Annotated in this window: 26 protein-coding genes; 14 read left to right on the plus strand and 12 right to left on the minus strand. The window is 71.1% G+C overall.

The window, feature by feature from the left end:
* Positions 1-127 precede the first annotated feature (127 nt).
* From GVN67_RS06845 to GVN67_RS30325, 9 genes are all read left to right on the plus strand, one after another.
* Complete coding sequence (locus GVN67_RS06845; RefSeq protein WP_159994130.1) at positions 128-997, plus strand: ABC transporter permease; 870 nt, start codon at positions 128-130, stop codon at positions 995-997.
* A 5-nt stretch (positions 998-1,002) separates the two neighbouring features.
* Positions 1,003-2,127, plus strand: a complete 1,125-nt coding sequence (locus GVN67_RS06850) for an ABC transporter ATP-binding protein (RefSeq protein WP_159994132.1) — start codon at positions 1,003-1,005, stop codon at positions 2,125-2,127.
* Positions 2,128-2,150: 23 nt separating this feature from the next.
* Entirely contained in the window at positions 2,151-3,191 is a 1,041-nt protein-coding gene (locus tag GVN67_RS06855) for a PotD/PotF family extracellular solute-binding protein (RefSeq protein ID WP_159994134.1), read from the plus strand.
* Positions 3,188-4,078, plus strand: coding sequence for an ABC transporter permease (locus GVN67_RS06860; protein WP_235035042.1), 891 nt, complete (start codon positions 3,188-3,190; stop codon positions 4,076-4,078). Before GVN67_RS06855 ends, GVN67_RS06860 begins: the two co-directional genes overlap by 4 nt.
* A gap of 25 nt (positions 4,079-4,103) precedes the next feature.
* The gene (locus GVN67_RS06865; RefSeq protein ID WP_159994136.1) at positions 4,104-5,318 is read left to right on the plus strand and encodes a Xaa-Pro peptidase family protein; all 1,215 of its coding nucleotides are present in this window, start codon (positions 4,104-4,106) and stop codon (positions 5,316-5,318) included.
* Positions 5,319-5,435: 117 nt separating this feature from the next.
* Positions 5,436-6,050, plus strand: a complete 615-nt coding sequence (locus GVN67_RS06870; RefSeq protein WP_159994138.1) for a class I SAM-dependent methyltransferase — start codon at positions 5,436-5,438, stop codon at positions 6,048-6,050.
* 161 nt (positions 6,051-6,211) lie between these two features.
* A complete protein-coding gene (locus tag GVN67_RS06875) occupies positions 6,212-6,640 on the plus strand; it encodes a hypothetical protein (RefSeq protein WP_159994140.1) in 429 nt (142 codons plus the stop codon).
* A gap of 11 nt (positions 6,641-6,651) precedes the next feature.
* Positions 6,652-7,944, plus strand: a complete 1,293-nt coding sequence (locus GVN67_RS06880; protein WP_159994142.1) for an HWE histidine kinase domain-containing protein — start codon at positions 6,652-6,654, stop codon at positions 7,942-7,944.
* A gap of 158 nt (positions 7,945-8,102) precedes the next feature.
* The gene (locus GVN67_RS30325) at positions 8,103-8,231 is read left to right on the plus strand and encodes a hypothetical protein (protein ID WP_255430375.1); all 129 of its coding nucleotides are present in this window, start codon (positions 8,103-8,105) and stop codon (positions 8,229-8,231) included.
* Positions 8,232-8,322: 91 nt separating this feature from the next.
* On the opposite strand, the gene GVN67_RS06885 is transcribed toward GVN67_RS30325, so the two are convergent.
* The 6 genes from GVN67_RS06885 to GVN67_RS06910 all read right to left on the minus strand — a co-directional run bounded on the left by GVN67_RS06885 (position 8,323) and on the right by GVN67_RS06910 (position 14,533).
* Positions 8,323-8,619: a hypothetical protein gene (locus GVN67_RS06885; protein WP_159994144.1), complete on the minus strand. Its 297-nt coding sequence runs from the start codon at positions 8,617-8,619 to the stop codon at positions 8,323-8,325.
* Between the two features lie 77 nt (positions 8,620-8,696).
* Positions 8,697-10,685, minus strand: a complete 1,989-nt coding sequence (locus tag GVN67_RS06890; RefSeq protein WP_159994146.1) for a TonB-dependent receptor domain-containing protein — start codon at positions 10,683-10,685, stop codon at positions 8,697-8,699.
* Positions 10,686-10,824: 139 nt separating this feature from the next.
* Positions 10,825-11,610 carry a heme ABC transporter ATP-binding protein gene (locus GVN67_RS06895; RefSeq protein ID WP_159994148.1) on the minus strand — a complete coding sequence of 262 codons (786 nt, stop codon included), beginning with the start codon at positions 11,608-11,610 and terminating at the stop codon, positions 10,825-10,827.
* Positions 11,607-12,626 (minus strand): iron ABC transporter permease, encoded by a 1,020-nt coding sequence (locus tag GVN67_RS06900; RefSeq protein ID WP_159994150.1) that lies wholly within the window; start codon positions 12,624-12,626, stop codon positions 11,607-11,609. Before GVN67_RS06900 ends, GVN67_RS06895 begins: the two co-directional genes overlap by 4 nt.
* Entirely contained in the window at positions 12,627-13,490 is an 864-nt protein-coding gene (locus GVN67_RS06905; RefSeq protein ID WP_159994152.1) for a hemin ABC transporter substrate-binding protein, read from the minus strand.
* A complete protein-coding gene (locus GVN67_RS06910) occupies positions 13,487-14,533 on the minus strand; it encodes a hemin-degrading factor (RefSeq protein ID WP_159994154.1) in 1,047 nt (348 codons plus the stop codon). The genes GVN67_RS06905 and GVN67_RS06910 overlap by 4 nt, the downstream gene beginning before the upstream one ends.
* A 223-nt stretch (positions 14,534-14,756) precedes the next feature.
* Between GVN67_RS06910 and GVN67_RS06915 the strand changes: the two genes are divergently transcribed.
* The 5 genes from GVN67_RS06915 (at position 14,757) to GVN67_RS06935 (ending at position 17,951) form a co-directional block, all read left to right on the plus strand.
* Positions 14,757-15,230 (plus strand): helix-turn-helix domain-containing protein, encoded by a 474-nt coding sequence (locus GVN67_RS06915; protein WP_235035045.1) that lies wholly within the window; start codon positions 14,757-14,759, stop codon positions 15,228-15,230.
* A gap of 227 nt (positions 15,231-15,457) precedes the next feature.
* Entirely contained in the window at positions 15,458-15,961 is a 504-nt protein-coding gene (locus tag GVN67_RS06920) for a CMD domain-containing protein (protein ID WP_159994156.1), read from the plus strand.
* On the plus strand, positions 15,958-16,533 hold the full coding sequence (locus tag GVN67_RS06925) for a peroxidase-related enzyme (RefSeq protein ID WP_159994158.1): 576 nt from the start codon (positions 15,958-15,960) through the stop codon (positions 16,531-16,533). The genes GVN67_RS06920 and GVN67_RS06925 overlap by 4 nt, the downstream gene beginning before the upstream one ends.
* A gap of 181 nt (positions 16,534-16,714) precedes the next feature.
* Entirely contained in the window at positions 16,715-17,080 is a 366-nt protein-coding gene (locus tag GVN67_RS06930; protein WP_159994160.1) for a hypothetical protein, read from the plus strand.
* A 151-nt stretch (positions 17,081-17,231) separates the two neighbouring features.
* The gene (locus GVN67_RS06935; RefSeq protein WP_200845154.1) at positions 17,232-17,951 is read left to right on the plus strand and encodes a YoaK family protein; all 720 of its coding nucleotides are present in this window, start codon (positions 17,232-17,234) and stop codon (positions 17,949-17,951) included.
* A gap of 249 nt (positions 17,952-18,200) precedes the next feature.
* Here the strand turns inward: GVN67_RS06935 and GVN67_RS06940 are convergent, their stop codons facing one another.
* Genes GVN67_RS06940 through GVN67_RS06965 form a run of 6 tightly spaced genes read right to left on the minus strand, consistent with a single transcriptional unit; the run spans position 18,201 to position 24,663 of the window.
* The gene (locus GVN67_RS06940) at positions 18,201-19,523 is read right to left on the minus strand and encodes an LLM class flavin-dependent oxidoreductase (RefSeq protein WP_235035052.1); all 1,323 of its coding nucleotides are present in this window, start codon (positions 19,521-19,523) and stop codon (positions 18,201-18,203) included.
* Between the two features lie 13 nt (positions 19,524-19,536).
* Entirely contained in the window at positions 19,537-20,319 is a 783-nt protein-coding gene (locus GVN67_RS06945) for an ATP-binding cassette domain-containing protein (RefSeq protein ID WP_159994164.1), read from the minus strand.
* Positions 20,312-21,280: an ABC transporter ATP-binding protein gene (locus GVN67_RS06950; protein ID WP_159994166.1), complete on the minus strand. Its 969-nt coding sequence runs from the start codon at positions 21,278-21,280 to the stop codon at positions 20,312-20,314. Before GVN67_RS06950 ends, GVN67_RS06945 begins: the two co-directional genes overlap by 8 nt.
* A complete protein-coding gene (locus GVN67_RS06955; RefSeq protein WP_159994168.1) occupies positions 21,277-22,119 on the minus strand; it encodes an ABC transporter permease in 843 nt (280 codons plus the stop codon). The genes GVN67_RS06950 and GVN67_RS06955 overlap by 4 nt, the downstream gene beginning before the upstream one ends.
* Positions 22,119-23,063, minus strand: coding sequence for an ABC transporter permease (locus GVN67_RS06960; protein WP_159994170.1), 945 nt, complete (start codon positions 23,061-23,063; stop codon positions 22,119-22,121). The genes GVN67_RS06955 and GVN67_RS06960 overlap by 1 nt, the downstream gene beginning before the upstream one ends.
* Positions 23,064-23,085: 22 nt before the next feature.
* Positions 23,086-24,663, minus strand: coding sequence for an ABC transporter substrate-binding protein (locus tag GVN67_RS06965; RefSeq protein ID WP_159994172.1), 1,578 nt, complete (start codon positions 24,661-24,663; stop codon positions 23,086-23,088).
* Positions 24,664-24,865: the final 202 nt, after the last annotated feature.

Consider the following 24,865-nt stretch of genomic DNA (forward strand, 5'->3'; position numbering starts at 1 on the left):
GCCCCAGGGAAGGGGCAAAGCGGAACCGCGGCCGCCCCGGGCCGTTTATCCTATAATGGCGATTTTATACGATTGACTTGGTGCCCCGCCTTCCGGTTTCCTCTGCGCCGAGCAAGGAGAAGGCGATTTGACCGGCGCGGGCACGCTTCTGGCCATTCCATCCGAGCCTTCCGCCGTGCCGGCGCCGCGCCGCGCGCGCAGCCCGCTGAAGGCGGCGATGCTGCTCGTCGGCGGTGTCGGCCTGGTGCTGATGCTGCTGCCGCTGCTGATGACCGGCTATATCAGCACCATCGCCGACAGCGTCCTCGCCTTCCCGCCCGACGGTCACAGCCTGTCCTGGTATGCGCGATTGGGAGAATTCCCGAAATTCGGCCAGGCGCTGGGCACCAGCCTGCGCATCGCGGCCATGGCGACCATCGGCAGCCTGGCCATCGGCATCCCGGCCAGCATCGCCCTCGTCCGCCACCGCTTCCCCGGGCGCGGCGTGCTGAACGTGCTGCTGCTGTCGCCGCTAACCGTGCCGGGCGTCGTCATCGGCCTGGCGCTCTATGTGCTGATGGTCGAGGTCGAGATCCGCAGCGAGGTGCCGATGATCGGCTCGGATGCCATGCTGGTGCTGGCGCATCTGCTGATCACCATCCCCTGGGTGGTGCGGTTGTGCGTGGCCAACCTGATGCAGCTCGACCGCGCCATCGAGGAGGCGGCGGCCAATCTCGGCGCCTCGCCGCGCCAGGTCTTGTGGAAGGTCACGCTGCCGATGATGCGGCAGGGCATCGTCGCCGCCGGGCTTTTCGCCTTCATCATCTCCTTCGAGAATATCGAGCTGACGCTGTTCCTGATCAGCCCCGGCGTCATCACCCTGCCGATCGCCGTGCTGCAATACCTGGAATACCGCGCCGACCCGCTGGTCGCCGCGGTGGTGATGGTGCAGACGGCGGTGATTGCGCTGCTGCTGGTGCTGCTCGATCGCTATGTCCGGCTGAGCAAGGTGGTGTGACCCGCATGTCGACGCGCCCGCCCTATCTGAAGATCGAGGCCCTGTCGAAGCATTACGGCAGCATGGCCGCCGTCGACGAGGTCTCGCTGGAGGTGGCGGCCGGCGAGATGGTGGTGCTGCTCGGCCCCTCCGGCTGCGGCAAGACCACGACCTTGCGGCTGATCGCCGGCTTCGTCGAGGCCAGCGCCGGCCGCATCCTGCTGGAGGGCCGCGACTATGCCGGCCTGCCGCCCTATCAGCGCGAGATGGGCATGGTGTTCCAGTCCTATGCGCTGTTCCCGCATATGACCGTCGCCCAGAATATCTCTTTCGGGCTGCGCATGCGGAAGATGCCGGCGGCGCAGATCGCTTCGCGCCTGGAGGAGGTCCTGGCGCTGGTGAAGCTGGAAAAGATGGCGGACCGCTATCCGAAGCAGCTGTCGGGCGGGCAGCAGCAGCGCGTGGCGCTGGCCCGCGCGCTCGCCATCCGGCCGAAGCTGCTGCTGCTGGACGAGCCGCTGTCCAACCTCGACGCCAATCTGCGGCAGGAGGTGGCGCGCGAGATCCGCCGGCTGCAGCGCGCCGCGGGGCTGACCGCGCTGATGGTCACCCATGACCAGGACGAGGCCATGGCCATGGCCGACCGGCTGGTGGTGATGGATCGCGGCCGCGTGCAGCAGGTCGGGCCGCAGGAGGCGCTCTACGAGGCGCCGGAAAACCCTTTCGTCGCCCGCTTCATCGGCCACAGCAACCTGCTGCGCGGCACGCTGCGCGATGGCTGCCGGCTGCGGCTCGGCGAGGGGGTCGAGGCGCAGCTGGCGCAGCGTTACAACTTGGCCGGCGACGCCACCCTGGCCCTGCGGCCGGAGCGCATCCGCCTGCTGCCGCCGGGCGACCCGACGCCGGCGCGGATGACGCTCGCCGTCGAGGACGCCACCTATGTCGGCGCCCATGTCGAGTATCTGCTGGCGCTGCCCGGCGGCGGGTCGCTGATCCTGCACCAGCCGACCACCGGCCTGGCCGGCGCCGCGCGCCTTGCCCCCGGCAGCCGCGCCGGGCTGAGCTGGGATGCCGGCAGCGAGCGCATCTTCGATGCGTCCGACCGCGCTTTGGCCGCCGCCGGCCCGGCGCCGGCTCTGGCCTCCGTCTGAACCCCGTCGAGGAGTAGCCCACCATGGACAGCCTCCCCCGCCGCAGCCTGCTGCGCCTCGGCGCCGGCGCCGCCACCCTGCCCTTCATGCCGGCCATCGCCCGCGCCCAGGCCGGCGGCCGCTGCGTCGTCAGTACCTGGGGCGGCGATTACGGCAATCTGCTGACGGCGAATATCGAGACGCCGCTGCTGGCGCCAAAGGGCATCGAATGCGTGCAGGATGCCGGCACCGAGCCGGCCCGTATCGCCAAGTCGATCGCCCAGCGCCGGCTGCCGCGCGGCAATGTCGATGTGATCTGCCTGCAGGCGCCGGCCGCCTATGACCTGGAAGCCGCCGGCATGCTGGAGCCGCTGGACGAAAGCAAGGTGCCCAACCTGAAATACGTGCTGCCCAGCCTGACATCGGCGCAGTCGATCCCGCATATCTTCAGCCCGCAGGTCATCGCCTACAACCCCGAGCGGGTGACCACGCCGCCGACCACCTATTCCGACCTCGAGTCGGACAAGTTCCGCGGCAAGGTCGGCATCCTCGACAACAGCTACATCTGGGTCGCCATGGCGGCGGCGCTGAAATACAAGGGCGATGTCGGCGCCATCGACGCGGTGAAGCCGGAGCTGGAGCGGCTGGTGAAGTCCGGCGCCCATGCCTATACCTCGACCGAGGCCTTCGCCCCCGCCATCAAGTCGGGCGAGATCGATGTCGGCCTGGTCTGGCATGCCCGCGTGCTGTTCTGGCAGAAGGGCGGGCTGGCGCTGCGCTCCGCCTTCCCGACCGAGGGGTGCCTGACCTATGTCTCCAGCATGGGCGTGCTGAAGAACGCGCCGAACAAGGCGGCCGCCTTCGCCTATCTGAACGCCGCGCTGGAGCCGGCGGCGCAGCGCGGCTTCGCCGCCTCCATGGGCTATCTCCCCACCGTCACCAACGCGCCGCTGGAGGGCGAAACCGCCCAGCGTCTCGCTTTGCCCGAGCCGGCGCCCAAGCTGATCCCGGCGAATTACGAGCGGCTGGCGGCGACGCGCGACGACATGAACGACTGGTGGCGCCGCCTGCTGGACCGTCGGTGACCAGGGCGCTGAGCATGGCGCGCCAGCCGTCCCGGCGGCGGAGCGGCGAAGGCCTGACCGCCGGCCTGCTGGTCGGGCCGGCGACCGCCATCGTGCTGCTGTCGCTGGTGGCGCCGCTGGCGCTGCTGGCGCGCTACAGCCTGAACCAATACGACCGCATGACCTTCATGAAGGAGGCCTTCACCGCGGAGAACTACCTGCGGTTCGTCGCCGACCCCTTCTATGCCGGCGTGCTGTGGACGACGCTGTCTATCGCGCTGGTGACCACGGCGCTGTGCCTCGTCATCGGCTTCCCCATCGCCTATGGCATCGCCCGGATGCAGAGCCGCTGGAAGTCGACCGCGGTGCTGCTGGTGATCCTGCCGCTGTTCATCGGCAGCACGGTGCGCGCGCTCGGCTGGATCGGGCTGCTCGGGCGCGGCGGGCTGGTCGACAGCATGTCAGGGCTGGTGGTGCCGGGCGGTGGCGTGACGCTGCTCTACACCTCCTTCGCCGTCGCCATCGGCATCCTGTCGATCAACCTGCCCTATATGATCCTGACCTTGCAGGGGGTGATCGAGAGCATCGACGCCCGGCTGGAGGAAGCCGCCGACAGCCTGGGCGCGACGCCCGGCCGGCGCTTCTGGCATGTGGTGCTGCCGCTGGCGCTGCCGGGGCTGGCCACGGGCGGCATCCTGGTCTTCATCCTGGCGATGAACGCCTATGCCACGCCCTTCCTGCTGGGCGGCGCGCGCTTCCAGATGATGGCGCCGATGCTTTACCGGGAATATGCCGTGAACAACAACTGGCCCTTCGCCGCCGCCATCGCCTTCATCCTGATGCTGACGACGCTGAGCCTGACCGCCGCCTCGACGCTGCTGCTGCAGCGCCGCTACCAGGGCGCCTGACGCCCGCCTGAGAGGAAACGACATCATGACGCTGGGCGTCGGTGGCTCGAGCTTTGCCGAGGAGCTGGAGAAGCTCAAACCGATGACGGATGGCATCGTGCCCATCGCCGTCGCGGAATTCCAGGCCCGCATCGAGAAGGCGCAGGCGCTTTTGCGCGCGCAGGGGCTGGCGGCGCTCTATCTCGATACCTCGACCAGCCTGCATTACTTCACCGGCATCGAGCTGAAGCTGTCCGAGCGGCTGCACGGCGCCATCATCCCGGCCGAGGGCGAGCTGGTCTATCTCAGCCCCGCCTTCGAGGAGCCGAAGACGCGGGAGCTGATGCGCTTCGGCAGCGATGTCCGCTGCTGGGAGGAGCATGAGGAGCCGACCGAGCTGGTGGTGGAGACGCTGCGCAGCATGGGGATGGAGAGCGGCAGCATCGCCCTCGACCCGGCGACGCCCTTCTTCATCGCCGACGGGCTGCAGCGCGCCGGCAACCGCTACACCTTCACCAGCGCCCGCGGCATCGCCGCCGCCTGCCGGCAGGTGAAGTCGGCGGCCGAGATCGCGTTGATGCAGCGGGCGATGGACATCACCTTCACCGTCCATAAGGCGGCGGCGCGCGCCCTGCAGGTCGGCGTCACCACGACCGAGACCAAGGCGTTCCTGGAGCAGGCGCATCGGCGGCTGGGCATGGCGGCCACCTCCGGCGCGGTGCAGTTCGGCGAGGCCACCGCCTATCCGCATGGCGTGCCCTATCCGCAGACGCTGGCGGAGGGCGACATGGTGCTGATCGACATGGGCACCTGGGTGCAGGGCTATCGCTCCGACATCACCCGCACCTATGTCTTCGGCACCCCCTCCGACCGGCAGCGGCAGATCTGGAACATCGAGCGCGAGGCGGAGCTCGCCGGCTTCGCCGCCGCCCGGCTCGGCGCGCCCTGCGAGGCGGTCGATGCCGCGGCGCGGGGGGTGATCGAGCAGCACGGCTTCGGCCCCGGCTACAAGGTGCCCGGCCTGCCGCACCGCACCGGGCACGGCATCGGCCTCGACGTGCATGAGGAGGCCTTCATCGTCCGCGGCAACCGCCAGCCGCTGCTGGAGGGGATGTGCTTCTCGATCGAGCCGATGCTCTGCATCTATGGCGAGTTCGGCGTCCGGCTGGAGGACATCGCCTATATGACCGCCGACGGCCCGCGCTGGTTCACGCAGCCGTGCCATTCGGTCGACGACCCCTTCGGCATCGAGGCGGCCTGACCCGGCGGCCGGGCCTCCTGTCCTTCTGTTGAACGGAAAACCCGGCGCCTCCCCGGGGCTTGAGTGGACGGCGGGGGCGGCTGGGCGTTTGCATCGCAACGCATCAGGAGCCCGCGCTTGACCACCTCCGTCCCCTCCCTGCCGGCCGCCTATTTCGAGGCGCTCTATGCCGGCGACCCTGACCCCTGGGACTTCCGCTCGAGCCCCTACGAGGCGGAGAAATACGCGGCGACGCTGGCCGCCCTGCCGCGGCCCCGCTATGCCAGCGCGCTGGAGATCGGCTGCTCGATCGGCGTGCTGACCAGGATGCTGGCGCCGCGCTGCGACCGGCTGCTGGCGATCGACAGCGCCAACCGGGCGCTGGCCACCGCCCGGCGCCATTGCGGCGAGGCGCCCGGCCTGGTCTTCGAGCGGCGCGAGGTGCCGCGGCAATGGCCGGCCGGCCGCTTCGACCTGATCCTGCTGTCCGAGGTCATCTATTACTGGGATGCCGACGACCTGGCCCAGGTCGCCGCGCACTGCCGCCGCGCCGTGAAGCCGGGCGGCGAGGTGCTGATGGTGCATTGGACCGGCACCACCGACTATCCGCTGTCCGGCGACGCGGCGGCCGAGGCCTTCATCGCCGCGACCGCCCCCGCGCTGACGGTGGTCTGGCAGTCGCGCGCCGAGCGCTACCGGATGGATCTGCTGCGCCAAGGGGATCTGCCACCACCGGGCGCGCCGGGGGGCTGAGGGCGAATGCGGGCTTCCCCCCTTCCTTCACAGTGCCGTCAAGCACGCCGCTGTGCGCCCGCGGCCGCGCCGTCGCTAACCGCTGCGACAGGGATGCGGCCTAGCCTGCTGCCCGGGCTCGGCGCGGGGTTGCCGCCGGCCAGGGGACGGGAAGCGCGGCCATGCTGGATCGTGTCGCCGATGCCGCCTACGGGCTGGCGCAGTATTTCGGGACGCAATGGGGGTCGCTGCCGCCGCATGCGGTCTGCCTGCTACAGGATCCGGCGCTGCTCGCCGTCGCGGTGGTCACCAATCTTGGCGTGGCGCTCGCCTATTTCGCCATCCCGCTCTGCCTCTGGCGGCTGCTGCGCCAGGCGGCGCTGCTGCCCTTCCGCTCGGTGCTGGTGATGTTCGTCATCTTCATCCTGGCCTGCGGCACCTCGCACCTGACCAAGGTGCTGACCCTGTTCGTCGGCGGCTGGGCCTATTGGCTGGATGCCGCGGCCTGCACCGTCACCCTGGTCGCCAGCCTGGCCACCGCCATCGGGCTGCTGCGGCATGGCCGCCGCATCGCCGGGCTTGCCGGCCGCCTGCTGGCCCGGCCGGCCTGAGGGGGGACGCCATGGATGCCGGCTTCCTGCTCGCGGTGCTGCTGGTGACGCTGCTGGTCGGCCTGGGCACGCTCGCCGCCTTCTCCTTCTGGGAACGCCGGGTGCGGCGCGAGACCTCCGAGGCGCTGGCGATGATCGAGCGGCGCGAGGCGGTGGCGCAGCAGGCGACCGACGCCCTGGCCGCCAGCGAGCGCCGCCACCGGGCGCTGGCCGAGGCCGGGGCGCTGGCGCTGTGGCGCGCCGATGCGCGCGGCCGCATCACCACCGCCGAGGGCTGGACCCGGCTGACCGGCCAGACCGCCGAGGCGGCGGCGCGGCATGGCTGGCTGGACATGCTGCACCCCGATGACCGCGCGGCGGTGGCCGCCGCCTGGACCGGCGCCTTCCGCGCCGGCCAGCCGCTGGCCCTCGAATTCCGCGCCCGCACCGCCGGCGGCGGCTGGCACTGGTGCCGCGCCCGCGGCGTGCCGATCCGCGCCGAGGCCAGCGGCCCGGCCGGCCCGGTGGTCGAATGGACCGGCGTGCTGGAGGATATCGACGACCGCCGCCGCGCCGAGGAGGAGCGCATGCTGGTCGCCCGCGAGGTCGACCACCGCGCCAAGAACGTGCTGGCCGTGGTGCAGTCGATCGTCCGGCTGGCGCGCAAGTCGGATCCGGAGGCCTTCGCCCGCTCGGTGCTGGCCCGCGTCGCGGCGCTGGGCCGGGCGCATGACCTGCTGGCCAGCGGCGAATGGCGCGACACCGAGTTCCGCCGCCTGGCCGAGCAGGAGCTGGCCTCGGAAAAGGCCGGACCGGCGGATGCCGGGCGCATCGCGCTGCAGGGCGCGGCGACCCCGGTGCTGGCCAGCGCGGTGCAGCCACTGGCCATGGTGCTGCATGAGCTGGCCACCAATGCGACGCGGCATGGCAGCCTGGCGCATCCTGACGGCCGGGTGACGCTGCGCTGGCGGTCGGAGGGCGGTGATTTCCTGCTGCTCTGGTCGGAAAGCGGTGGCCCGGGCCTGGCCGAGCCGCCGCGCCAGCAGGGGCTGGGCTCGCGGCTGATCCAGACCACGGTGACGCTGCAGCTGGGCGGCTCGGTGACCCGGCGCTGGCAGCGCGAGGGGCTGATCTGTGAGCTGCGGCTGCCGCGCGAGCGGGTGATGCCGCTGGCGCCGGCCGAGGCAGGCCACCGGCCGGTGCCGATGCTGTCGCCGGCGGCGACGCCGCTGCTGGCGCAGCACCGGCCCGGCCCCGCCGCCATCGTCACGGCGCCGGTCGCGGTCATCGGCCGGGCGGCATCGACCGAGGCCGCGCGACACTAGGCCCGGGCCTGGCCGATCCAGCAGAGGGCAGCGGCCGGGGCGAAAGGGCGCCAGCCGCACCGCACGACGACGGTGCGACAAAAGGTCCAGCTGCTGGGGTGGCGGCCCTGATCTAGGCTGCCGACGATCAATGGCGTCGCAGCCTGGAAATACGCACCATGTATGACTGGTTCCCGTTAGTATTCTTCCCCTTCAAGATCATCGTGCTGGGCCTGGGCATGTTCTTCTCGATCAAGTGGCATTACGATCAGGGGAAGAAGAAGAACAACGAAACCGGCGGACCCTAGGCGCCCCGCCGGTCCCATTCCTGGCGCCTCGGATTGTTCGGCCGATCTCCAGCCAGGCGGCCTTCATCGGCCCTGAGCCCGGCCCGGGCGGTCAGGTCTGGTCGAAATTGACGTCCAGCCAGTTGCGGATGGCGTCGCGCGCAGCGGCCTCGCTGTCGAAGACGTCGCGGTTCCACAAGGCGCCGACCCGGCCGAGCGCCGGATGCTCCAGCGTGATGCCGGCCAGCCGCGTCGCATGGCCGGCCTGCTGCAGCGCCTGCTCCAGCTGGTCCGGCGACGCGGCGAGCTCACCGCGGCGGGTCACCACCTCATGCTCGTCGGTCAGGAAGCCACGGCTGGTGAGCGCCTCGGCGGCGGTCTCGAGGAAGGGGGTGCTGGGCTGCTGCATGGCGGAACTCCTTTCCGCCTGCAACGGCGCAGCCCCCTGCCCGGTTGGCCGGCTCGCGCCGGCGTGAGGCCCGGCGGTCAGAAGCGCAGCTGGGTGCCCAGGTAGAAGGTGCGGCCCTGGCCGTTGCCGGTGGTGCTGAGGAAGGGCACGTATTTCTCGTCCAGCAGGTTGCTGACCCGGGCGTTGAGCTCGACATTCTCCGTCACCTTGGCCGAGGCGAAGAGGCCGACCAGGTGGTAGCCGTCCTGGCGATCGGTGACGGCAGGGCCGGTGAAGCTGCTGTTGAAGCCCGAGACCAGGCCGCCCGAGACATAGTCGTAGCGGGCGCCGACGGTCAGCCGCTCGTCGAGGAAGCGGGCGCCGAGGCTGGCCGAGACCACGTCGTCCGGCAGGTACTGGCTGGCGCCGATGCCGGGCATCTGGCTCGGCAGGTCGCTGTCGATATGGGTGTAGCCCAGGCTGCCGAAGACGATGCGGGCGTCGTAGCTGACCTCCGCCTCGAAGCCGCGCTGCTTGGTGGTGCCCTCGATATTGGTGTTCTGGAAGACGCGCTGCGCCGTCACGTAGCGGGCGGCGATATAGTCGTCGACATCCATGACGAAATAGGCGGCACGCGCGCGCAGCGTGTCGGTCTCGCGCAGCAGGCCGCGCTTCTGGATGTTGACGCCGAATTCCCAGCCCTGCTGCGTCTCCGGGCTCAGGTTAGGGTTGGGGATGTAGCTGGCCGAGGTGCTGCCCGGATGGCTGCCGCCCAGCATGGTCTCCTGCAAGGTCGGCGCGCGCATGCTGCGCGACCAGGTGACATAGGGCTGCAGCCAGGGGGTGACATTGGCCGCGAGCGTGATGCGCGGATCGACCGAGCCCTTGGAGATATCGACGTCATAGGCGCCGAAGCGGGTGCTGGTATAGCCCGAGCCTTCCAGCGAATAGTGGTTGTAGCGCAGGCCCGGCGTCAGCTCGAAGATGCCGTGGCTGAAGGTGGTGTTGCTGAAGACGCCCCACTGGCTCGCGCTGCCGCTGCCCGGGTTGACGCCGCCATTGGTCGAGCTGACGTCGTCGTGGAAATACTCGACGCCGTTGGTGCTGACCACGTTGATCGGGCCGAGGCTGAAGCGCGAGGTGTTGGAGACGTCGAAGCCGGCGCCCTGGTCCTCGATGACGCGGCCGACGGCGCTGCCGGTGCCGCCGGTGTATTTCATCGTCAGGTCGTTGTAGGAACCGTTGACCCGCAGGTCGACCAGCGGGTTGCCGGCGCTGTAGCGGTAGTTCGCCGTCATCGTCTTGTTGTTGATGGTCTGGCGATAGGAATTGGCGAAGAAGTCGTTGTCGTAGGCGACGAAGCCGAGGCCGAGGCTGTGCCCGCCGCCGAGGTCGACGCGGCCCTTCACCAGCCCCGACATCAGGTCCTGCCCGGTGCCGGAGACCGAGGCGTCGCTGCCGTCATGGTAGTTGCGCGACGACCGGCTGCTGATGGCGCCGACGATGCCGACCGGGCCGACCTTGGCCGCGCCCGCGATCATCTCCTGGAAGTCGACGCCGTTGCTGCCCCAGCCGAGGCGCGACAGCACGCCGACCTGGCGGCCCGGCAGCAGCACGTCGTCGACATCCAGCGTCCGCAGGTTGACGCTGCCCGCCAGGCCCCCGCCGCCGGTGCCGACCACCGCGCCGCGCATCACCTCGATGCCGGCCAGCAGGTTCGGGTCGACATAGGTGAAGCCGCCGGCCTCATGCCCGGTGAAGCGGAAATTCTGCCGCACGCCGTCGATCATGGTGGTGACGCGGCCCTGGCCCTCGAAGCCGCGGATATTCACGGCCACGCCCGGCTGCTGCGCGTTCTCGCGGGTGAAGACGCCGGGCATGGTGCGCAGCACGTCGCCGATGCGGTTGGCGCCCTCGGTGGTCAAGCGCTCGCGGCCGATGCTGTTGCTGGCCGCCTCGCCCGCCTCGGCCGGGACATCGACCTGCGGGATCGGCACGGCCGCCGTCTGGGCGAAGGCCGGCGCCGCCGCGGCAAGCGCCGCCGCCATGGCGGAGCTCGCCATCAGCTGGTGCAGGGTGGTCCTCATCGGGTCGATCCTTTTCTGGCGCATCCGGGCCGCGCGCGGCGGGAGACGCCGGGGGGCTCGCTGTCATGCTTCCGCTTATATGCGAGTGATTATCAATATCAACATTAAAAGCGGCGTCGCGGCGGGGAAAAGGCCGGCCTCAGCCGGCGCTGCGCGCGGGCGCCGCGTAATCGGCCAGGATGCTGTCGCCGACGGCATGGAAACGAACCGCGTAGACCGGCTCCAGCAGCCGCGGCCGCAGCACCTCGGCGGCCGCGCCCTGGGCCACGACGCGGCCTTGCGCCAGCAGCACGACATCGTCGGCGACGAAGCGCGCCTGGTTCAGGTCGTGCAGCACCAAAGCGATGCCGGTGCCGCGCCGTTCCGCCAGCGCCCGCAGATGCCGCAGCAGCTGCGCCGCATGGCCGAGATCGAGGCTGGCGGTGGGCTCGTCGAGCAGCAGCAGCCCGCCCAGCGGCATCGGCGCCAGCTGCGCGAGCGCCCGTGCCCAATGCAGCCGCTGCTGCTCGCCGCCTGACAGCGCCGCCTGGTCGCGCTCGGCAAGATGCGAGACACCGGCTGCCGACATCGCCTCGGCGATGGCGGCGGCGTCGTCGCGCTGTGCCGGCGTCGCGCGCCAGGGCTGGCGGCCCAGCGTCACCACCTGCCGCGCCGTCATCGGCATGGCGACGGCGACCTTCTGGCTGACCACGGCGCGGCGCCGCGCGAGCTCGGCGGGCTTCCAGCCGCGCAGATCCTGGCCGGCGAGCGTGACGCGCCCCGCCACCGGCCGCAGCGCGCCGCTCATCAGCCCGAGCAGGGTCGACTTGCCGGCGCCGTTCGGCCCGACGATGGCGGTGACGCGGCCGGGGCGCAGCGCGACGCTCACCTGTTGCAGCAACGCCGCGCCACGAACGGCGAAACCGCAGCCCTCGACAGCGATCATGCCGACCGCCCGCGCCGCAGCAGCCACAGGAAGAACGGCGCGCCGATCAGCGCGGTGACGACGCCGAGCGGCAATTCCGCCGGCGCCGCCAGGCTGCGCGCGCCGAGATCGGCCAGCAGCAGCAGCGCGGCCCCGAGCAGCGCCGAACCCGGCAGCAGCAGCCGGTGGTCGCCGGCCCCGGCCAGACGCAGCAGATGCGGCACGACCAGCCCGACGAAGGCGACCAGCCCGGTCAGGGCCACCCCGGCCGAGACGGCGACGGCCGAGAGCAGCACAGCCGCCAGCCGCACATGCTGGACGCGCTCGCCGAGGAAGAACGCCTCCGAGTCGCCCAGCAGGAAAGAGTTCAGCGGGCGGGCCAGGCTGAGCAGCGCCAGGGTCGGCGCCAGGATCAGCAGCAGCGCGACGGGCAGCTGCGCCATGCGCACGCCCGCCAGGCTGCCCAGCGTCCAGAAGGTGATGTCGCGCAGCTGGCGCTCATCGGCCAGGAAGATCAGCAGCCCGGTGCCGGCGGCGCAGAGCGCGTTGATGGCGATGCCGGCCAGCAGCAGGGTCGCCGCATCCAGCCCGCCGCCGTCGCGCGCCAGCGCCAGCCCGGCCAGCGTCGCCGCCAGCCCGCCGCAGAAGGCGGCGACCGGCACCAGCCACAGGCCGAGCCCGGCGCCGCCCGCCCCCAGCACGAGGGCGCCGACGGCGGCCAGCGCCGCGCCGGCCGAGACGCCGACCAGCCCGGGATCGGCCAGCGGGTTGCGGAACAGCCCCTGCATCACGGCGCCCGCCGCCCCCAGCCCGGCGCCGATGATCGCCGCCATCAGCGCCCGTGGCAGGCGGATGGCCTGCAGGATGGCGGCCTCGCCGGCGAGCGGCGGCGGCAGCGGCGCCCAGCCCAGCCGGTCGGCCAGCAGCGCCGGCAGGGTGGCGGGCGCGACGCGGGCCGGGCCCAGCAGCAGCCCGGCCGCCAGCGCCGCCAGCAGCAGCAGCGCGACGCCCGGCAGCAACAGGCGGCGGCGCGTCATTCAGCCCTGCGCCCAGGCGCGTGGCGGCAGCGCCGGCAGGGCCAGGGTCGGATGCAGCGCCGCCAGCAGCCGGCGCCGCGCCTGGGCGGCGCGCGGGCCGAAGGCCAGGTCGGTGGCATCGACGGAGAAGATGCGTCCGGCCGCCGCGGCCGGGGTCAGGGCGATGCCGGGCAGGGCCGCGACGGCCGCGGGACCGCCGGCCTCGGCCAAAGTGTGGTCCATCAGCAGGATCGCCTGGGGCGCCAGCGCCGCCGCCGCCTCGGGCGAGAGCGGGCGGAACCCCTGGAAGCCCTGGGTGACGTTGCGGCCGCCGCAGGCCGCGACCAGCGGCACGCCGCGGCCCAGCCCGATGATGAACAGCACCGGCAGGGGGGTGGCGATGGAGGCCGCCGCCGCATCCAGGCTGGCCCAGTCGGCCGCGACGGTTTCCGCCAGCGCCGCCGCCTCGGCGCCACGGCCCAGCGCGACGCCGACCGCGCCGATCTTCTGGCGCACCGCCGCGATGCCCGAGCCGTCGGCAATGACCGACAGGTTCAGCCCGCCAGAGCGCAGCACATCCACCACCTGCGGCGGCCCCGCATCGCTGGAGAGCAGCAGCAGGTCGGGCGTCAGGGAAAAAATGCCCTCGGGCGGCAGGGCGCGCAGATAGCCGACCTGCGGCAGCGCCGTGGCGGCGCGCGGATAGAGGCTGGTGCTGTCGACCGCCACCAGCGCCTCGCCGGCGCCCAGCGCATAGACCGCCTCGGTCAGCGCGCCGCCGATGGCGACGATGCGGCGGGGTGCGGCAGCAGGGGGAGCCGCCGCGCGGGCCGGGGCCGCCGTGGCGACCCCCGCCAGCGCCAGCAGGGCGCGCCGGGCGATCATGCCGCCAGCGGCCGGCCGGCCAGGCCCTCGGCCAAAGCGCGCCAGGCGGGCAGCTCCGGCTGGCCGGGCTTGCGGGCGCCGAACAGCATAGCGACGGTCTCGCCCTGCGCGTCGAGCAGCTCGATCGAGGTCACGGCGCCATCGGCGGTGGGCTTCACCACGCGCCAGATCTCGGCGACCTCGGTCTCCTTCAGATGCAGGTTGAAGTCGGGGTCCAGCACGTTGAACCAGCCCTGCGCATCGACCAGGCGCGAGACCGGGCCGGTATGGATCTGGATGGCGTGGCGGTTGCCGACGAAGAGCATGATCGGCAGGGCCAGCGCCGCCGCCTGGCGCAGCGCCTCGGCGGCGGCGCCGGCAGGCAGGCGCTGGGCCAGGTCTTCGCCGGCGAGGCGGAAGGCCTGGCGGCGGCTGGCGCCATGCCGGCGCAGCAGGCCGAAGAAGTCGTGGGTGTCCTTCAGTTCCAGCCATTCGGCGCGCAGCGCGGCGGCATCGACCGGGGTCTCGGCACCAGACTCCACGGCCGGCGGCAGGGCGATCGGCGGTTCCGCGGCGTCCGGGGCGGCGAAGGCCGCGACCAGCGCGTCCCAGCCGGCGCGGTCGGTGCCTTCGGTCGCATAGACCTTGTGAACGGCCGAGCCGTCATTGGCAAAGATCTGGATCGAGGGGCGCTCGCCGCCCAGCGCATAGGCATGCGCCCAGCCGCGCGGGAACAGCCGCAGGTCGATATCCGGCCCCAGCACCAGCAGCGCATGGCCGGTGGGCTCGACGCTCTCGTAGACCCCCTTGCGCTCATGCACCGCCAGCGCGTTGCGGGTCAGCGCCATGACCCGGCCGAGCGGCGTCAGGCCGCGCAGCAGGTCGAGCCAGTCGGGGCGCAGCGGGGTGGCCTCGCCCAGCGCGCCGGAGGCGACGAGCGCCGCCTCGCTGGCGCCCAGCGCCTGGGCCGCGTCGCGGGCGCGCAGCCTGCTGCCGGCCTCCACCTGGGCGCGGTGGGCGGCGGCGAGGGCGGCCAGGCTGGCGGGGGGGATCGGGTCGGACATCAGGCGGCAGCCTTCGCGCAAGAACGGGGGGATTGGTCACGGGGCTTGTTAATGAGAGTCATTATCAATATCATCTCACGACTGGCCGCCGCGGCGGATCGGGTGAAGATCTTCTCGAGAACTCGGTTATTTACTTGAGATTATTTTGCTGTTTCAGCATTGGGAAAAATCATCTCCGCGAGGTTAGGGTATCCGCCGGGATCACAAAAGAAGGCAGTTTCTCGTGACCAAGTATTCTCCAGGGAACCACCTCGCCCCCGCCGCCGCAGCGCTGCAGACCAGCCTGGATGGCTGCCCCGGCCGCGGCACGCCGAAACCGACGCCGAAACCCTCCCCCAGGCCGGCGGCCGTGCGCGGCTGCCCGATCCGCGAGACGCTGGAGCATCTGGGCAGCAAATGGACCGTGCTGGTGGTGATCGCGCTCAGCCGGCAGACCCGCCGCTTCAGCGAGCTGCGCCGCGACATCCCCGACATCTCGCAGCGCATGCTGACCCAGACGCTGCGCGACCTGGAGCGCGTCGGCCTGGTCGAGCGCGAGCTGCATGCCGCGGTGCCGCCGCGGGTCGACTACCGCCTGTCGCCGATGGGCATGTCGCTGCTGCCGCCGCTGCTGGGCATCATCGACTGGGCGACGCAGAATGGCGGCGCCATGCACGGCGCCCGCCAGCGCTACGACGCCGCCGCCGAGGCGGAGTGACGCCCTTGGCCTGACGCGCGGGCAGGACGTCGCGCGCCAGCAGCGTCATGCTCTCGCGCGCCCAGGCCTCGTTGGCGCCGCTCCGATCCATCGCGGCCATCAGCAGCGTGCCGAAGCGGCCGATCCGCCGGGCTGGTGAGCCGATCCGGCTTCCCGCATCATGCCCGCCAGGAGGCTGCGGCGGCGCCGCGCCTCCCCCACCCTGGCCAGCCCGGAAGCCGCGCCGCATGATCGCCATCCCCGACCTGGCCGAGCATCTGCTCGGCCTCGATGCCGCCTCGCCGCTCGGCCGGCTGCGCCGCCAGCGCGCCGAGATCCTGGGCCATGAGGAAGCCACCTACCGCGCCCTGGTGCTGCCCGAAGCACCCGGCGGCGTCAGCCTGGCCGAGCGCGCGGGCCTGGCGCTGCGCGGCGCCCTGATCGAGCGCGAGCTGCCGCTGGCCGCGCATTACCGCGCCCTGCTGGCCGCGACCGCCGACGCCGCGGTCATCGCCGCCGCCGAGGCCTTCCCCGCGCCCGACGGCCAGGACCGCCTGTCCGTGCTGTTCCGCTATGCCGACAGGGTGACCGAGCGCCCGGCCGAGTGCGGCCAGGACGACATCGACCTGCTGGCCGCCCTCGGCCTGTCGCCGCAGGATATCGTCGCGGTGACCCAGCTGGTCGCCTTCATCCCCTACCAGACCCGGCTGCTGGCCGGGCTGCGCCAGCTGCAGCAGGAGCGCGCGGCATGACCCGCTTCACCATGGAGGAGGTCGGCTGGGAGCCCCGCCTGCCGCCGGTCGAGGCCGCGACGGCAACGCCCGGGCAGGTGGCCGCGCTGGAAGCCTGCCCGCCCGGCCAGCGCGGCTCGGCCTATTTCCGCACCCTGGTGCACGACCCGGCCTCGCTGGCCGAGCGCGGCGCGCTCTTCACCAAGGTGATGTACGCGGCGAAGGGCCTGCCGCGGGCAGAGCGGGAGCTGGCCACCGCCGTGGTCTCCATCGTCAATGGCTGCGTCTACTGCGCCTCGGTGCATGCCCGCCGCTATGTCGAGCTCAGCAAGCAGGACGCCGTGATGCATGCCCTGCTGGAGCACGGCATCGAGGTGCAGGGGCTGGATGCCCGGCAGCAGGCCATCGTCGACTATGCCGCCGGCCTGACCCGCGACCCCACGGCGACCACCGCCGCCGGGCTGGCGCCGCTGCGCGCGGCGGGGCTGGGCGACCTCGAGATCCTCGACCTGATCCATGCGGTGGCGATGTTCGCCAATGCCAACCGGCTGATGCAGGCGCTCGGCCGCTCGGTGCCGCCGGCCGAGGGGTAAGGCCGGGCAGCAAGGCCGGGTCCGCGCTTGAAAAAGTCATGAAATCGGGCCCATCGGGGGGAATCCGGGCGCCCGGTGGCTGACAGGGGGCGGCCAGCTGTGCTTCATGGCCCCCGAAGCGCCCGGCCGCGCCGCGATCGCGGCGCGGGCGGGCGCCTGCCAAACGGGAGTACCCATAGCCATGTTCACGCTCGAGATCGGCGGCCGGCCGATTGCCGTCATCGACACCGACGAGGAGGATGCGCGCGAGCTGGTCGACAGCGCCCCCTTCCGCGGCGATCTGCAGCGCCTGCTGAGCGAGGACAAGCCGCTCTGGGACGGCACCGCGCCGCTCACCGTGCGCGCGGCGACCGAGGAAGAGATCGCCGAGTTCGAGGCCAGCGACGACGAGGGCGATGAGGAAGACTTCGCCGACGCCGCCGATGACGAGGCCGACGAGGGCGAAGACGGGGAAGAGGACGAGGAGGACGAGGACGCCGCCGTGGTCCTGTTCCTGGTCCCGATCACCGACCCGGACGACGACAGCGACGAGGACGAGGAGGCCTGAAGCAGGCCGCGCCGCCTGACCGGCGGCGCCTCGACCAACCGGAGCCCGGGGGCAGCCGCCCGCCGGGCTCTTTTTTTGCGCGCCCGCCACCGGCATAGGCCTGGCTGCCGGCGCCGGCCTATACTGCCCGCCCCAAGCGATGGAGGGGCCGATGCCACCGATGACGGAGCTGCCGCTGGCGCGCCGGGTGGCGGCACGCCCGCGCCTCGGCGAGGCTGGCTTCGGCCTGACCCTGACCTTCGTCGCCGGCGCCATCAATGCCGGCGGGCTGCTGCTGGTGGGGCAATACACCTCGCACATGACCGGCACGGTCTCGGCGCTGGCCGACCACCTGGCGCTGGGCGCCTGGGCGGCGGTGCTGGCGGGGCTGGCCGCCCTGCTGCCCTTCCTGGCCGGCGCCGCGACCTCCGCCGTGCTGGTGAACTGGGCCCGCCGCCACGCCCATCGCCGCAGCCACGCCTTGCCGATGCGGCTGGAGGCCAGCCTGATGCTGGGCTTCGGCCTGCTCGGCGCGCTGTGGCAGACCAGCCCCCTGGTGATCGTGCCCGCGGTGCCGCTGCTGTGCTTCCTGATGGGGCTGCAGAACGCGACCATCACCAAGATCTCCGGCGCCCGCATCCGCACCACCCATGTCACCGGCATCGCGACCGACATCGGCATCGAGCTGGGCAAGCTGTTCTACTGGAACTGGGGCGCCGACCCGCGCTTCGTCCGCGCCGACCGCGGCAAGCTGGGCCTGCTGGCAGTGCTGCTGGGCGGATTCCTCGCCGGAGGCATCGTCGGCGCGGTGGGTTTCGGTCAGCTGGGCTTCGTCTGCTGCCTCCCCCTCGCCGGGCTTGTGCTGGCGTTGGGGGAAGCAGAGGTCAGGTAAGCCAAGGCTGGGGGAAGAATGAATTCTTCCCCCAGACCCCCATCATTCTTTTCTGGCACCGGCCATTGCAAGACCTACGCCGCACCGGAAGCGATACCAGGGGGTCACGGCGGGACACGTTGATATAATCAGCGCTCGCCGGCAGGTCGCGCTCTGGCTGGGCCGTTGCGCGTACTGTCGTCACGTGGACATGGCAATCTGACAGAAAAAAGAAGGGGTCCAGGGGAATTCATTCCCCTGGCCTTTCACTTACGAATACTTACTCACCGGCACCGGCACCCCGAGATGTTCGCGCAGGGTGGTCCCGGCGTATTCCGTCCGGAAGATGCCCCGGCGTTGCAGTTCCGGGATGACGAAGGCGGCGAAGTCTTCCAGCCCGATTGGCAGGGCGGGCGGGCAGATGTTGAAGCCGTCGGCGGCCTCGGCTTCCATCCAGGCCTGCATCTCGTCGGCGACCTGGGTCGCGGTGCCGATCAGGATGCGGGAGCCGAAGCCGGCGGCGATCGTCGTGTAGAGGCCGCGGATGGTCAGGTTGTCGCGGCGCGCCAGCTTCAGCAGGTTCTGGGCGATGCTGCGGACGCGCGGGTCGTTCGGCTCGGGCACCGGGCCGTCCAGCGGATAGGCCGAGAGATCGCCCATCTGCGCATAGAGGTAGGACAGGCCGAGCTCGGGCGCGACGAGGGCGTTGAGCAGGTCGTATTTCTCCCGCGCCTCGGCCTCGGTGGCGCCGATGAAGGGGGTGATGCCGGGCATGATCTTGATGCCGTCCGGGCTGCGGCCGGCATTCGCCGTGCGCTGCTTGAGGTCGGCATAGTAGCTGCGGCCGGTCTCCAGCTCGTGGGGCACCGCATAGACCACCTCGGCGCTGGTGGCGGCGATCTCCATGCCGGCCTCGGAGGCGCCGGCCTGCACCAAGATCGGGCGGGTCTGCGGGCTGCGCGCGACGCTCAGCGGGCCCTTGACCTTGAAGTGCTTGCCCTGGTGGTTCAGTACATGCAGCTTGTCGGCGTCGAAGAAGATGCCGGCTTCCTTGTCGCGGCTGGCGAAGGCGTCGGCGTCCCAGCTGTCCCACAGGCCCTTGACCACCTCGACGAACTCGCCGGCGCGCTCGTAGCGGGTGCCGTAGTCGAGATGGGCGTCGCGGTTGAAGTTCTGCGCCTCGGCGTCGGACCAGCTGGTGACGATGTTCCAGCCGGCGCGGCCGCCGCTGATCTTGTCGAGCGAGGCGTATTTCCGCGCGATGTGGAAGGGCTCATTGTAGGTGGTCGACGCCGTGGCCACCAGGCCGATGCGGCTGGTCATCGGGGCCAGGGCGGAGAGCAGCGTCAGCGGCTCCAGCTCCGCGGTCTGGGCGGAGCGGCAGAGCGAGCCCGGCGGCTCGTCCTTGGCGCGGATGCCGATACCGTCGGCCAGGAAGACCATGTCGAACTTGGCCGCTTCCGCCAGCTGGGCCACGCGCAGGAAGTGGCGAAAGTCGGAGGCGCCGCCGGGATCGACCTGCGGGTGCCGCCAGGCGGCGGCGTGGTAGCCGAGATAGCGCATCGACAGGCCGAGGCTCATCTGTCGGGTCATGGCGGGCATCTCCTCAGGCGGGCAGGTCGTGCAGCGTGCCGATCAGGGCACGGGTGTAGTCGTGGCGCGGATGGTCGAAGATCTGGTCGGTGGGGCCGATTTCCAGCAGCTTGCCGAAATGCATCACGGCGATGCGGTGGCAGAGGAAGCGCGCCACATGCAGGTCGTGGGTGATGAAGACCATGGCGAGGCCCCGCTCGGCCTGCAGCCGGCGCAGCAGGTTCAGGATCTGCGCGCGCACCGAGACGTCGAGCTTGGACACCGCCTCGTCGGCGACGATCAGCTGCGGCTCCAGCGCGAGCGCCCGGCCGATGGCGGCGCGCTGCAGCTGGCCGCCGGACATCTGGTGCGGGTAGCGGGGGGCGAAATCGGCCGGCAGCCCGACCTCGGCCAGGATGGCGGCGATGCGGGCGGGCAGCTCGGCCTTGGCGCAGAGGCCATGCAGCAGCAGCGGCGTGGCGATCGCGGTGAAGATGGTCTGCCGCGGATTGAAAGAAGAAAGCGGGTCCTGGAACACCATCTGCATGGCGCGGCGATGCGGGCGCAGCGCCGCCTCGCCCAGATGCGTGATGTCGCGGCCCTGCAGCAGGATCTTTCCGGCGGCGGGCTCGTAGAGCCGCAGCAGGGTCTTGCCCAGCGTCGTCTTGCCGCTGCCGGATTCCCCGACAAGGCCCAGGATCTCGCCGGGGGCGACGGAGAGGCTGACGCCATCCACCGCCTTCAGCACGCCGCCCGGGCGGTTGCGGTCGGGGAAATGGACGCCGAGGTCCTGGAGGTCGAGCAGCGCGTCAGGCATCGAGCAGGCACCGCATCTGGCGTCCGGGGGCGATGTCGCGCAGCGGCTGCGGCGCCTCGCAGCCGGGGCGCGCCTCCGAGCAGCGCGGGCGGAAGACGCAGCCCGAAGGCCGCTGGCCAGGGCCCGGCAGGTGGCCGGGGATCTCTGCCAATTGCTCGGCGCGGGCGGCGAGCGCGCGGGCGGTCGCGATCAGGCCGCGGGTATAGGGGTGGCGGGGCGCGGCCAGCATTTCGGCGGCGGGGCCCTGCTCGACGATCTCGCCGGCATACATCACCGCGATGCGGTCGCTGATCTGGCCGGCGATGCCGATGTCATGGGTGATGAAGACGAAGGCGGCCGACAGCCGCTTCCGCAGGTCGCGGAACAGCGTCAAAATTTGCTGCTCGACGATGTTGTCGAGGTTGGTGGTGGGCTCGTCGGCGACGATCAGCCCCGGTTCAAGGGCCACCACCATGGCGATCAGCGCCCGCTGCAGCATGCCGCCCGACAGCTGGTGCGGATAGCGTTCCAGCACCGCGGCCGGGTTGGGGATGCCGACACTGTCCAGCAGTTGCTCGGCCTCGGGCTTCCAGGCGCCGCGCAGGCCCCGGCGCTCGAGGGCGGTGCGCAGGTGCCAGCCGATGCTCTTGGCCGGGTTGAAGGAGCCGACCGGGTCCTGGAAGACCATGGCCATCTCGCGGCCGCGCCAGGGGCGAAATTCGCGGTCGGAGAGCGAGGTCAGGTCGCGGTCGCGCCAGACCATGGCATCGGCCTCGGCGCGCAGCCCGTCGGGCAGCAGCCGCAGCAGGGCCAGGCTGGTGATGGTCTTGCCCGAGCCGCTCTCGCCGATGATGCCCAGCGTCTCGCCTTCGCGCAGCGCCAGGTCGACCGCGCGCACCACCTCCAGCGGGCCGGCATGGATGCGCAGGTTGCGCACCTCCAGCAATTTCTTCGGCATTGCCTGTTGAAGCGGGGGGCTCATGGGCCAGCGGCCTTGCGCAGGCGGGGGTCGGTCAGGTCGCGCAGACCGTCGCCCAGCAGGTTGAGGCCCAGCAGCGCCACCGAGACGACGACGCCGGTCAGCGTCAGCACCCAGGGGGCGCGCTGAAAATACTCGCGCCCATCGGCCAGGATGACGCCGAGGGAGGGCGTCGGCGGCTGCACGCCGAGGCCGAGGAAGGACAGCCCCGCCTCCATCACGATGCCGAAGGCGATGCCGACGCTGGCCTGCACCAGCAGGGTCGAGAAGATATTGGGCAGGATCTCGAAGACCAGGATGCGGGCCGGGCGCTGGCCCATCAGCCGCGCGGCCTGGACGAAGGGCTCGTGCATCATGGTCCGCGTCAGGTTGCGGGCCAGGCGGGCGAAGATCGGCAGATAGGCCAGCGCGATGGCGATCATCACGTTGTGCATGCCGAAGCCGAGCACCACCATCATGAACAAGGCGAGGACGAAGCTGGGGAAGGCGAACAGAAGATCGCAGAAGGCCATCAGCAGGGCCTCGCGGTTGCCGCCGTGCCAGGCGGCATGCATGCCGAGCGTGGTGCCGATGGCCGCGCCCGACAGCACGCCGACGGTGCTGATCAGGAAGGAGATCTGGCCGCCGCTCAGCACTCGGGACAGCACGTCGCGCCCGAAGGAATCCGTCCCCAGCCAGTGGGTGCCGTCCGGCGGCGTCAGGACATTGATGAAATCCATCTCGGTGGCCGAGAAGGGTGTGATCCAGGGCCCGGCCAGGATGCCGAACAGCACGACCAGCGTGATGGCCAGCCCGAGCGACAGGGTGCGGGCGCCGGCCAGCAGGCGGAGCGTCCGGCGCATCAGGCGCGCGCCTTGGGGTCGAGGCGGGTGCAGAGCAGGTCCACGGCCAGGTTGGTCATCAGCACGATCACCAGGAAGGTCAGGGCGCAGGCCTGGATCACCGGATAGTCGCGGCCGAAGGCGCCATCGACCATCAGCGAGCCGAGGCCGGGGATGCCGAAGACCCGCTCGATCACCACCACGCCGCCCAGCAGGTAGCGCACCTGCAGGCCGATGATGGTGACATAGGGGATCAGGGCGTTGCGCAGGATGGTGTGGATGAAGACGAAGGCGCCGGAATGGCCGATGGAGCGGGACGCCGTCACATAGGGCCGGTGCATGACGTCGAGCAGCGCGGCGCGCAGCACGCGGGAGAAGACGGCCGCCATGGGCGCGGCGATCGCCAGCGCCGGCAGGAAGCCCGAGAGCAGCGCGCCGGGGAGCGAATCCACCGGCGAGACGAAGCCGTAGGACGGAAAGATCGGGAAGTTCAGCGCCAGGAAGAAGATCAGCACGTAGCCCAGCCAGAAATCCGGCATGGAGACGCCGAGCACCGCCATCGAGGTCAGCGCCGTGTCGGCGGCCTTGCCCCGCTGCAGCGCGGCGATGGTGCCGGCGACCAGCGAGATCGTGGCCGCCAGCAGCAGCGCGTAGAGGCCGACGAAGGCGGTGACCGGCAGCCGGCTGGCGATCAGCTCGCCCACCGGCACGCCGCCGGCCAGCGTCAGCGAGCGGCCGAAATCGCCGACCAGCGCGCCGCTTATCCAGGACAGGAACTGCTGCCAGACCGGCAGGTCGAGCCCATGCAGCTTGCGGAAGGCGGCGACCAGCTCGGGCCGGGCATTCTCGCCCAGCGCCGAGAGGGCCGGGTCGCCCGGCGCCGCCTTCATCGCGAAGAAGACCAGCAGCGCGCCGGCCAGCAGCGTCAGCAGCAGGATGCCGGCGCGGCGGACGCCCCGGCGCAAGGTGGTCGAAGCCAAAGTCGGATTACCCCAGCGACATCGACGCGAACTGGTCGCCGAAATTGGAATAGGGCAGCTGGGTGAAGCCGCTGACATTGGCGCCCAGCAGGTTGTGGATGTTGGAGCAGAACAGCGGGATCACCGGCATGTCGTCGATCCACAGCGCCTCGCTCTCGCGATACAGCGCGCCGCGCCTGGCCACGTCCAGCTCCTGCCGCGCCTGGATCAGCAGGGCGTCCAGCTTCGGGTTGGAATAGCCGGCGAAGTTGCGCCAGCCCTCGGTGTGCAGCAGGTCGTAGGAATATTCGTCCGGGTCGATCATGCCGAGCCAGCCCCAGGTGCCGGCCTGGTAGTCGCCGGCGCGGATGCGGGCGAAGACGGTGTTGGCCTCGGTGACCTCGACATTCAGCTGGGTGCCGAGCACCTGGTTGACCTGCGCCACGACCACCTCCGCCGTGCGCTTCCACCAGCCCGAGCCCCAGGTCAGGATGGTGCCCTTGGTGCCGGCGCCATACTTCGACTTGGCCAGTTCCTCCTTGGCGCGGGCGGCGTTGAAGGTCGACAGCGGCTTGGGCGCCGGGTCATAGGCGGCGGTCAGCGAGGGCGGGATCAGCCCCGGGGTCGCGACGCCCTCGCCGAACAGCACCACGCGCACCAGCACGTCGCGGTTGATCGCCAGCGACACGGCACGGCGGAAATGCACGTCGTCGAAGGGCGGCTTGCGGTTGTTCAGCGACAGGAAGCGGGTGTTCAGCCCCGGCTGCTTCATCACCTTGATGTCGGTGCGCTTCTCCAGCGCCGGGATATCGGCAAACGGCGCGGTCGAGGTGATGTCGACCTGCTTGCCCAGCAGCGCGGTGACGCCGCTGGTCTCCTCGGCGATCAGCGGGATCTCGATCTCCGGGATGCGCGGCGCGCCGCCGAAATAGTCGGCGAACGCCGACAGCTTCAGCGCCTGGTTCGGCTCCCAGCTGCGCAGGCGATAGGCGCCGGTGCCGATCGGCTTGCGGCCGAAGCCGGCGGGATCGGCCATGAAGGCCTTGCGCGGCAGGATCTGCGTCCCCGTCCGGGCATTGGACAGGAAGGTCAGCAGCGGGGCGAAGGGGGCCGAGGTGCGCAGCCGCACCGTCTGCGCATCCGGCACGTCGATCTGGCTGATGGCCGAGACCTTGCTGCGGTTGGGCGACTTGGTCGTCTCGTCCAGCAGCCGCTCCAGCGTGAACTTCACGTCGTCCGAGGTCAGCGTGCTGCCGTCGTGGAACTTGACGCCGGGCCGCAGCTTGAACTCGATCTGGCCGTCGCCGGCGACGGTGACGCTCTCGGCCAGGTCCGGCACCGGGCGCATCTGCGCATCCAGCTTCAGCAGCCCGTTATAGAGGCCCCAGATCACGTAGTATTCCGGGATCAGCGCGGCGACCGCCGGGTCCAGCGTGTTGACCACGTTGTAGCCGGAAATGGCGGCGCGCAGGGTGGTCGGCGCGGCCAGCGCCGGCCCGCGCGGCCAACCCAGGGCGGCCACACCCGCGGCGGCGGAGGCGAGCCCCGCCCCGGCGCCCATGATGGCGCGGCGGGACAAGGCGGCGCGCGGCGATTGCTCGGTCATCGGAAGCCCCCAGGGAATGCGGATGATTCTTGTCCGTCTGAATTTCAGTATACGTCCGAAGACCATCCGGCCTGCAAGCACCCTTATGAAGCGAATTTTCCCTAGGCAGACCGGGGGTGCCTGTGCTTTGCCATCCCCCTGCCTTGAATTTCGGCATACTGGAATCCGGATGGCATGAACGAGCTGCCCCCTCCCGCGAGCC

The organism is Roseomonas sp. 18066 (genome assembly GCF_902706185.1).
Classification (GTDB): domain Bacteria; phylum Pseudomonadota; class Alphaproteobacteria; order Acetobacterales; family Acetobacteraceae; genus Pseudoroseomonas.

Coding starts and splice junctions, on each gene's coding strand:
- GVN67_RS06905 (WP_159994152.1), bottom strand. CDS start 13,490: ATGATCGCCCGGCGCGCCCTGCTGGCGCTGGCGGGGGTCGCCACGGCG.
- GVN67_RS06965 (WP_159994172.1), bottom strand. CDS start 24,663: ATGACCGAGCAATCGCCGCGCGCCGCCTTGTCCCGCCGCGCCATCATG.
- GVN67_RS06950 (WP_159994166.1), bottom strand. CDS start 21,280: ATGAGCCCCCCGCTTCAACAGGCAATGCCGAAGAAATTGCTGGAGGTG.
- GVN67_RS06850 (WP_159994132.1), top strand. CDS start 1,003: ATGTCGACGCGCCCGCCCTATCTGAAGATCGAGGCCCTGTCGAAGCAT.
- GVN67_RS06895 (WP_159994148.1), bottom strand. CDS start 11,610: ATGATCGCTGTCGAGGGCTGCGGTTTCGCCGTTCGTGGCGCGGCGTTG.
- GVN67_RS06900 (WP_159994150.1), bottom strand. CDS start 12,626: ATGACGCGCCGCCGCCTGTTGCTGCCGGGCGTCGCGCTGCTGCTGCTG.
- GVN67_RS06930 (WP_159994160.1), top strand. CDS start 16,715: ATGTTCACGCTCGAGATCGGCGGCCGGCCGATTGCCGTCATCGACACC.
- GVN67_RS06865 (WP_159994136.1), top strand. CDS start 4,104: ATGACGCTGGGCGTCGGTGGCTCGAGCTTTGCCGAGGAGCTGGAGAAG.
- GVN67_RS06875 (WP_159994140.1), top strand. CDS start 6,212: ATGCTGGATCGTGTCGCCGATGCCGCCTACGGGCTGGCGCAGTATTTC.
- GVN67_RS06940 (WP_235035052.1), bottom strand. CDS start 19,523: ATGACCCGACAGATGAGCCTCGGCCTGTCGATGCGCTATCTCGGCTAC.
- GVN67_RS06935 (WP_200845154.1), top strand. CDS start 17,232: ATGCCACCGATGACGGAGCTGCCGCTGGCGCGCCGGGTGGCGGCACGC.
- GVN67_RS06855 (WP_159994134.1), top strand. CDS start 2,151: ATGGACAGCCTCCCCCGCCGCAGCCTGCTGCGCCTCGGCGCCGGCGCC.
- GVN67_RS06925 (WP_159994158.1), top strand. CDS start 15,958: ATGACCCGCTTCACCATGGAGGAGGTCGGCTGGGAGCCCCGCCTGCCG.
- GVN67_RS06920 (WP_159994156.1), top strand. CDS start 15,458: ATGATCGCCATCCCCGACCTGGCCGAGCATCTGCTCGGCCTCGATGCC.
- GVN67_RS06910 (WP_159994154.1), bottom strand. CDS start 14,533: ATGTCCGACCCGATCCCCCCCGCCAGCCTGGCCGCCCTCGCCGCCGCC.
- GVN67_RS06945 (WP_159994164.1), bottom strand. CDS start 20,319: ATGCCTGACGCGCTGCTCGACCTCCAGGACCTCGGCGTCCATTTCCCC.
- GVN67_RS06880 (WP_159994142.1), top strand. CDS start 6,652: ATGGATGCCGGCTTCCTGCTCGCGGTGCTGCTGGTGACGCTGCTGGTC.
- GVN67_RS30325 (WP_255430375.1), top strand. CDS start 8,103: ATGTATGACTGGTTCCCGTTAGTATTCTTCCCCTTCAAGATCATCGTG.
- GVN67_RS06955 (WP_159994168.1), bottom strand. CDS start 22,119: ATGCGCCGGACGCTCCGCCTGCTGGCCGGCGCCCGCACCCTGTCGCTC.
- GVN67_RS06885 (WP_159994144.1), bottom strand. CDS start 8,619: ATGCAGCAGCCCAGCACCCCCTTCCTCGAGACCGCCGCCGAGGCGCTC.
- GVN67_RS06890 (WP_159994146.1), bottom strand. CDS start 10,685: ATGAGGACCACCCTGCACCAGCTGATGGCGAGCTCCGCCATGGCGGCG.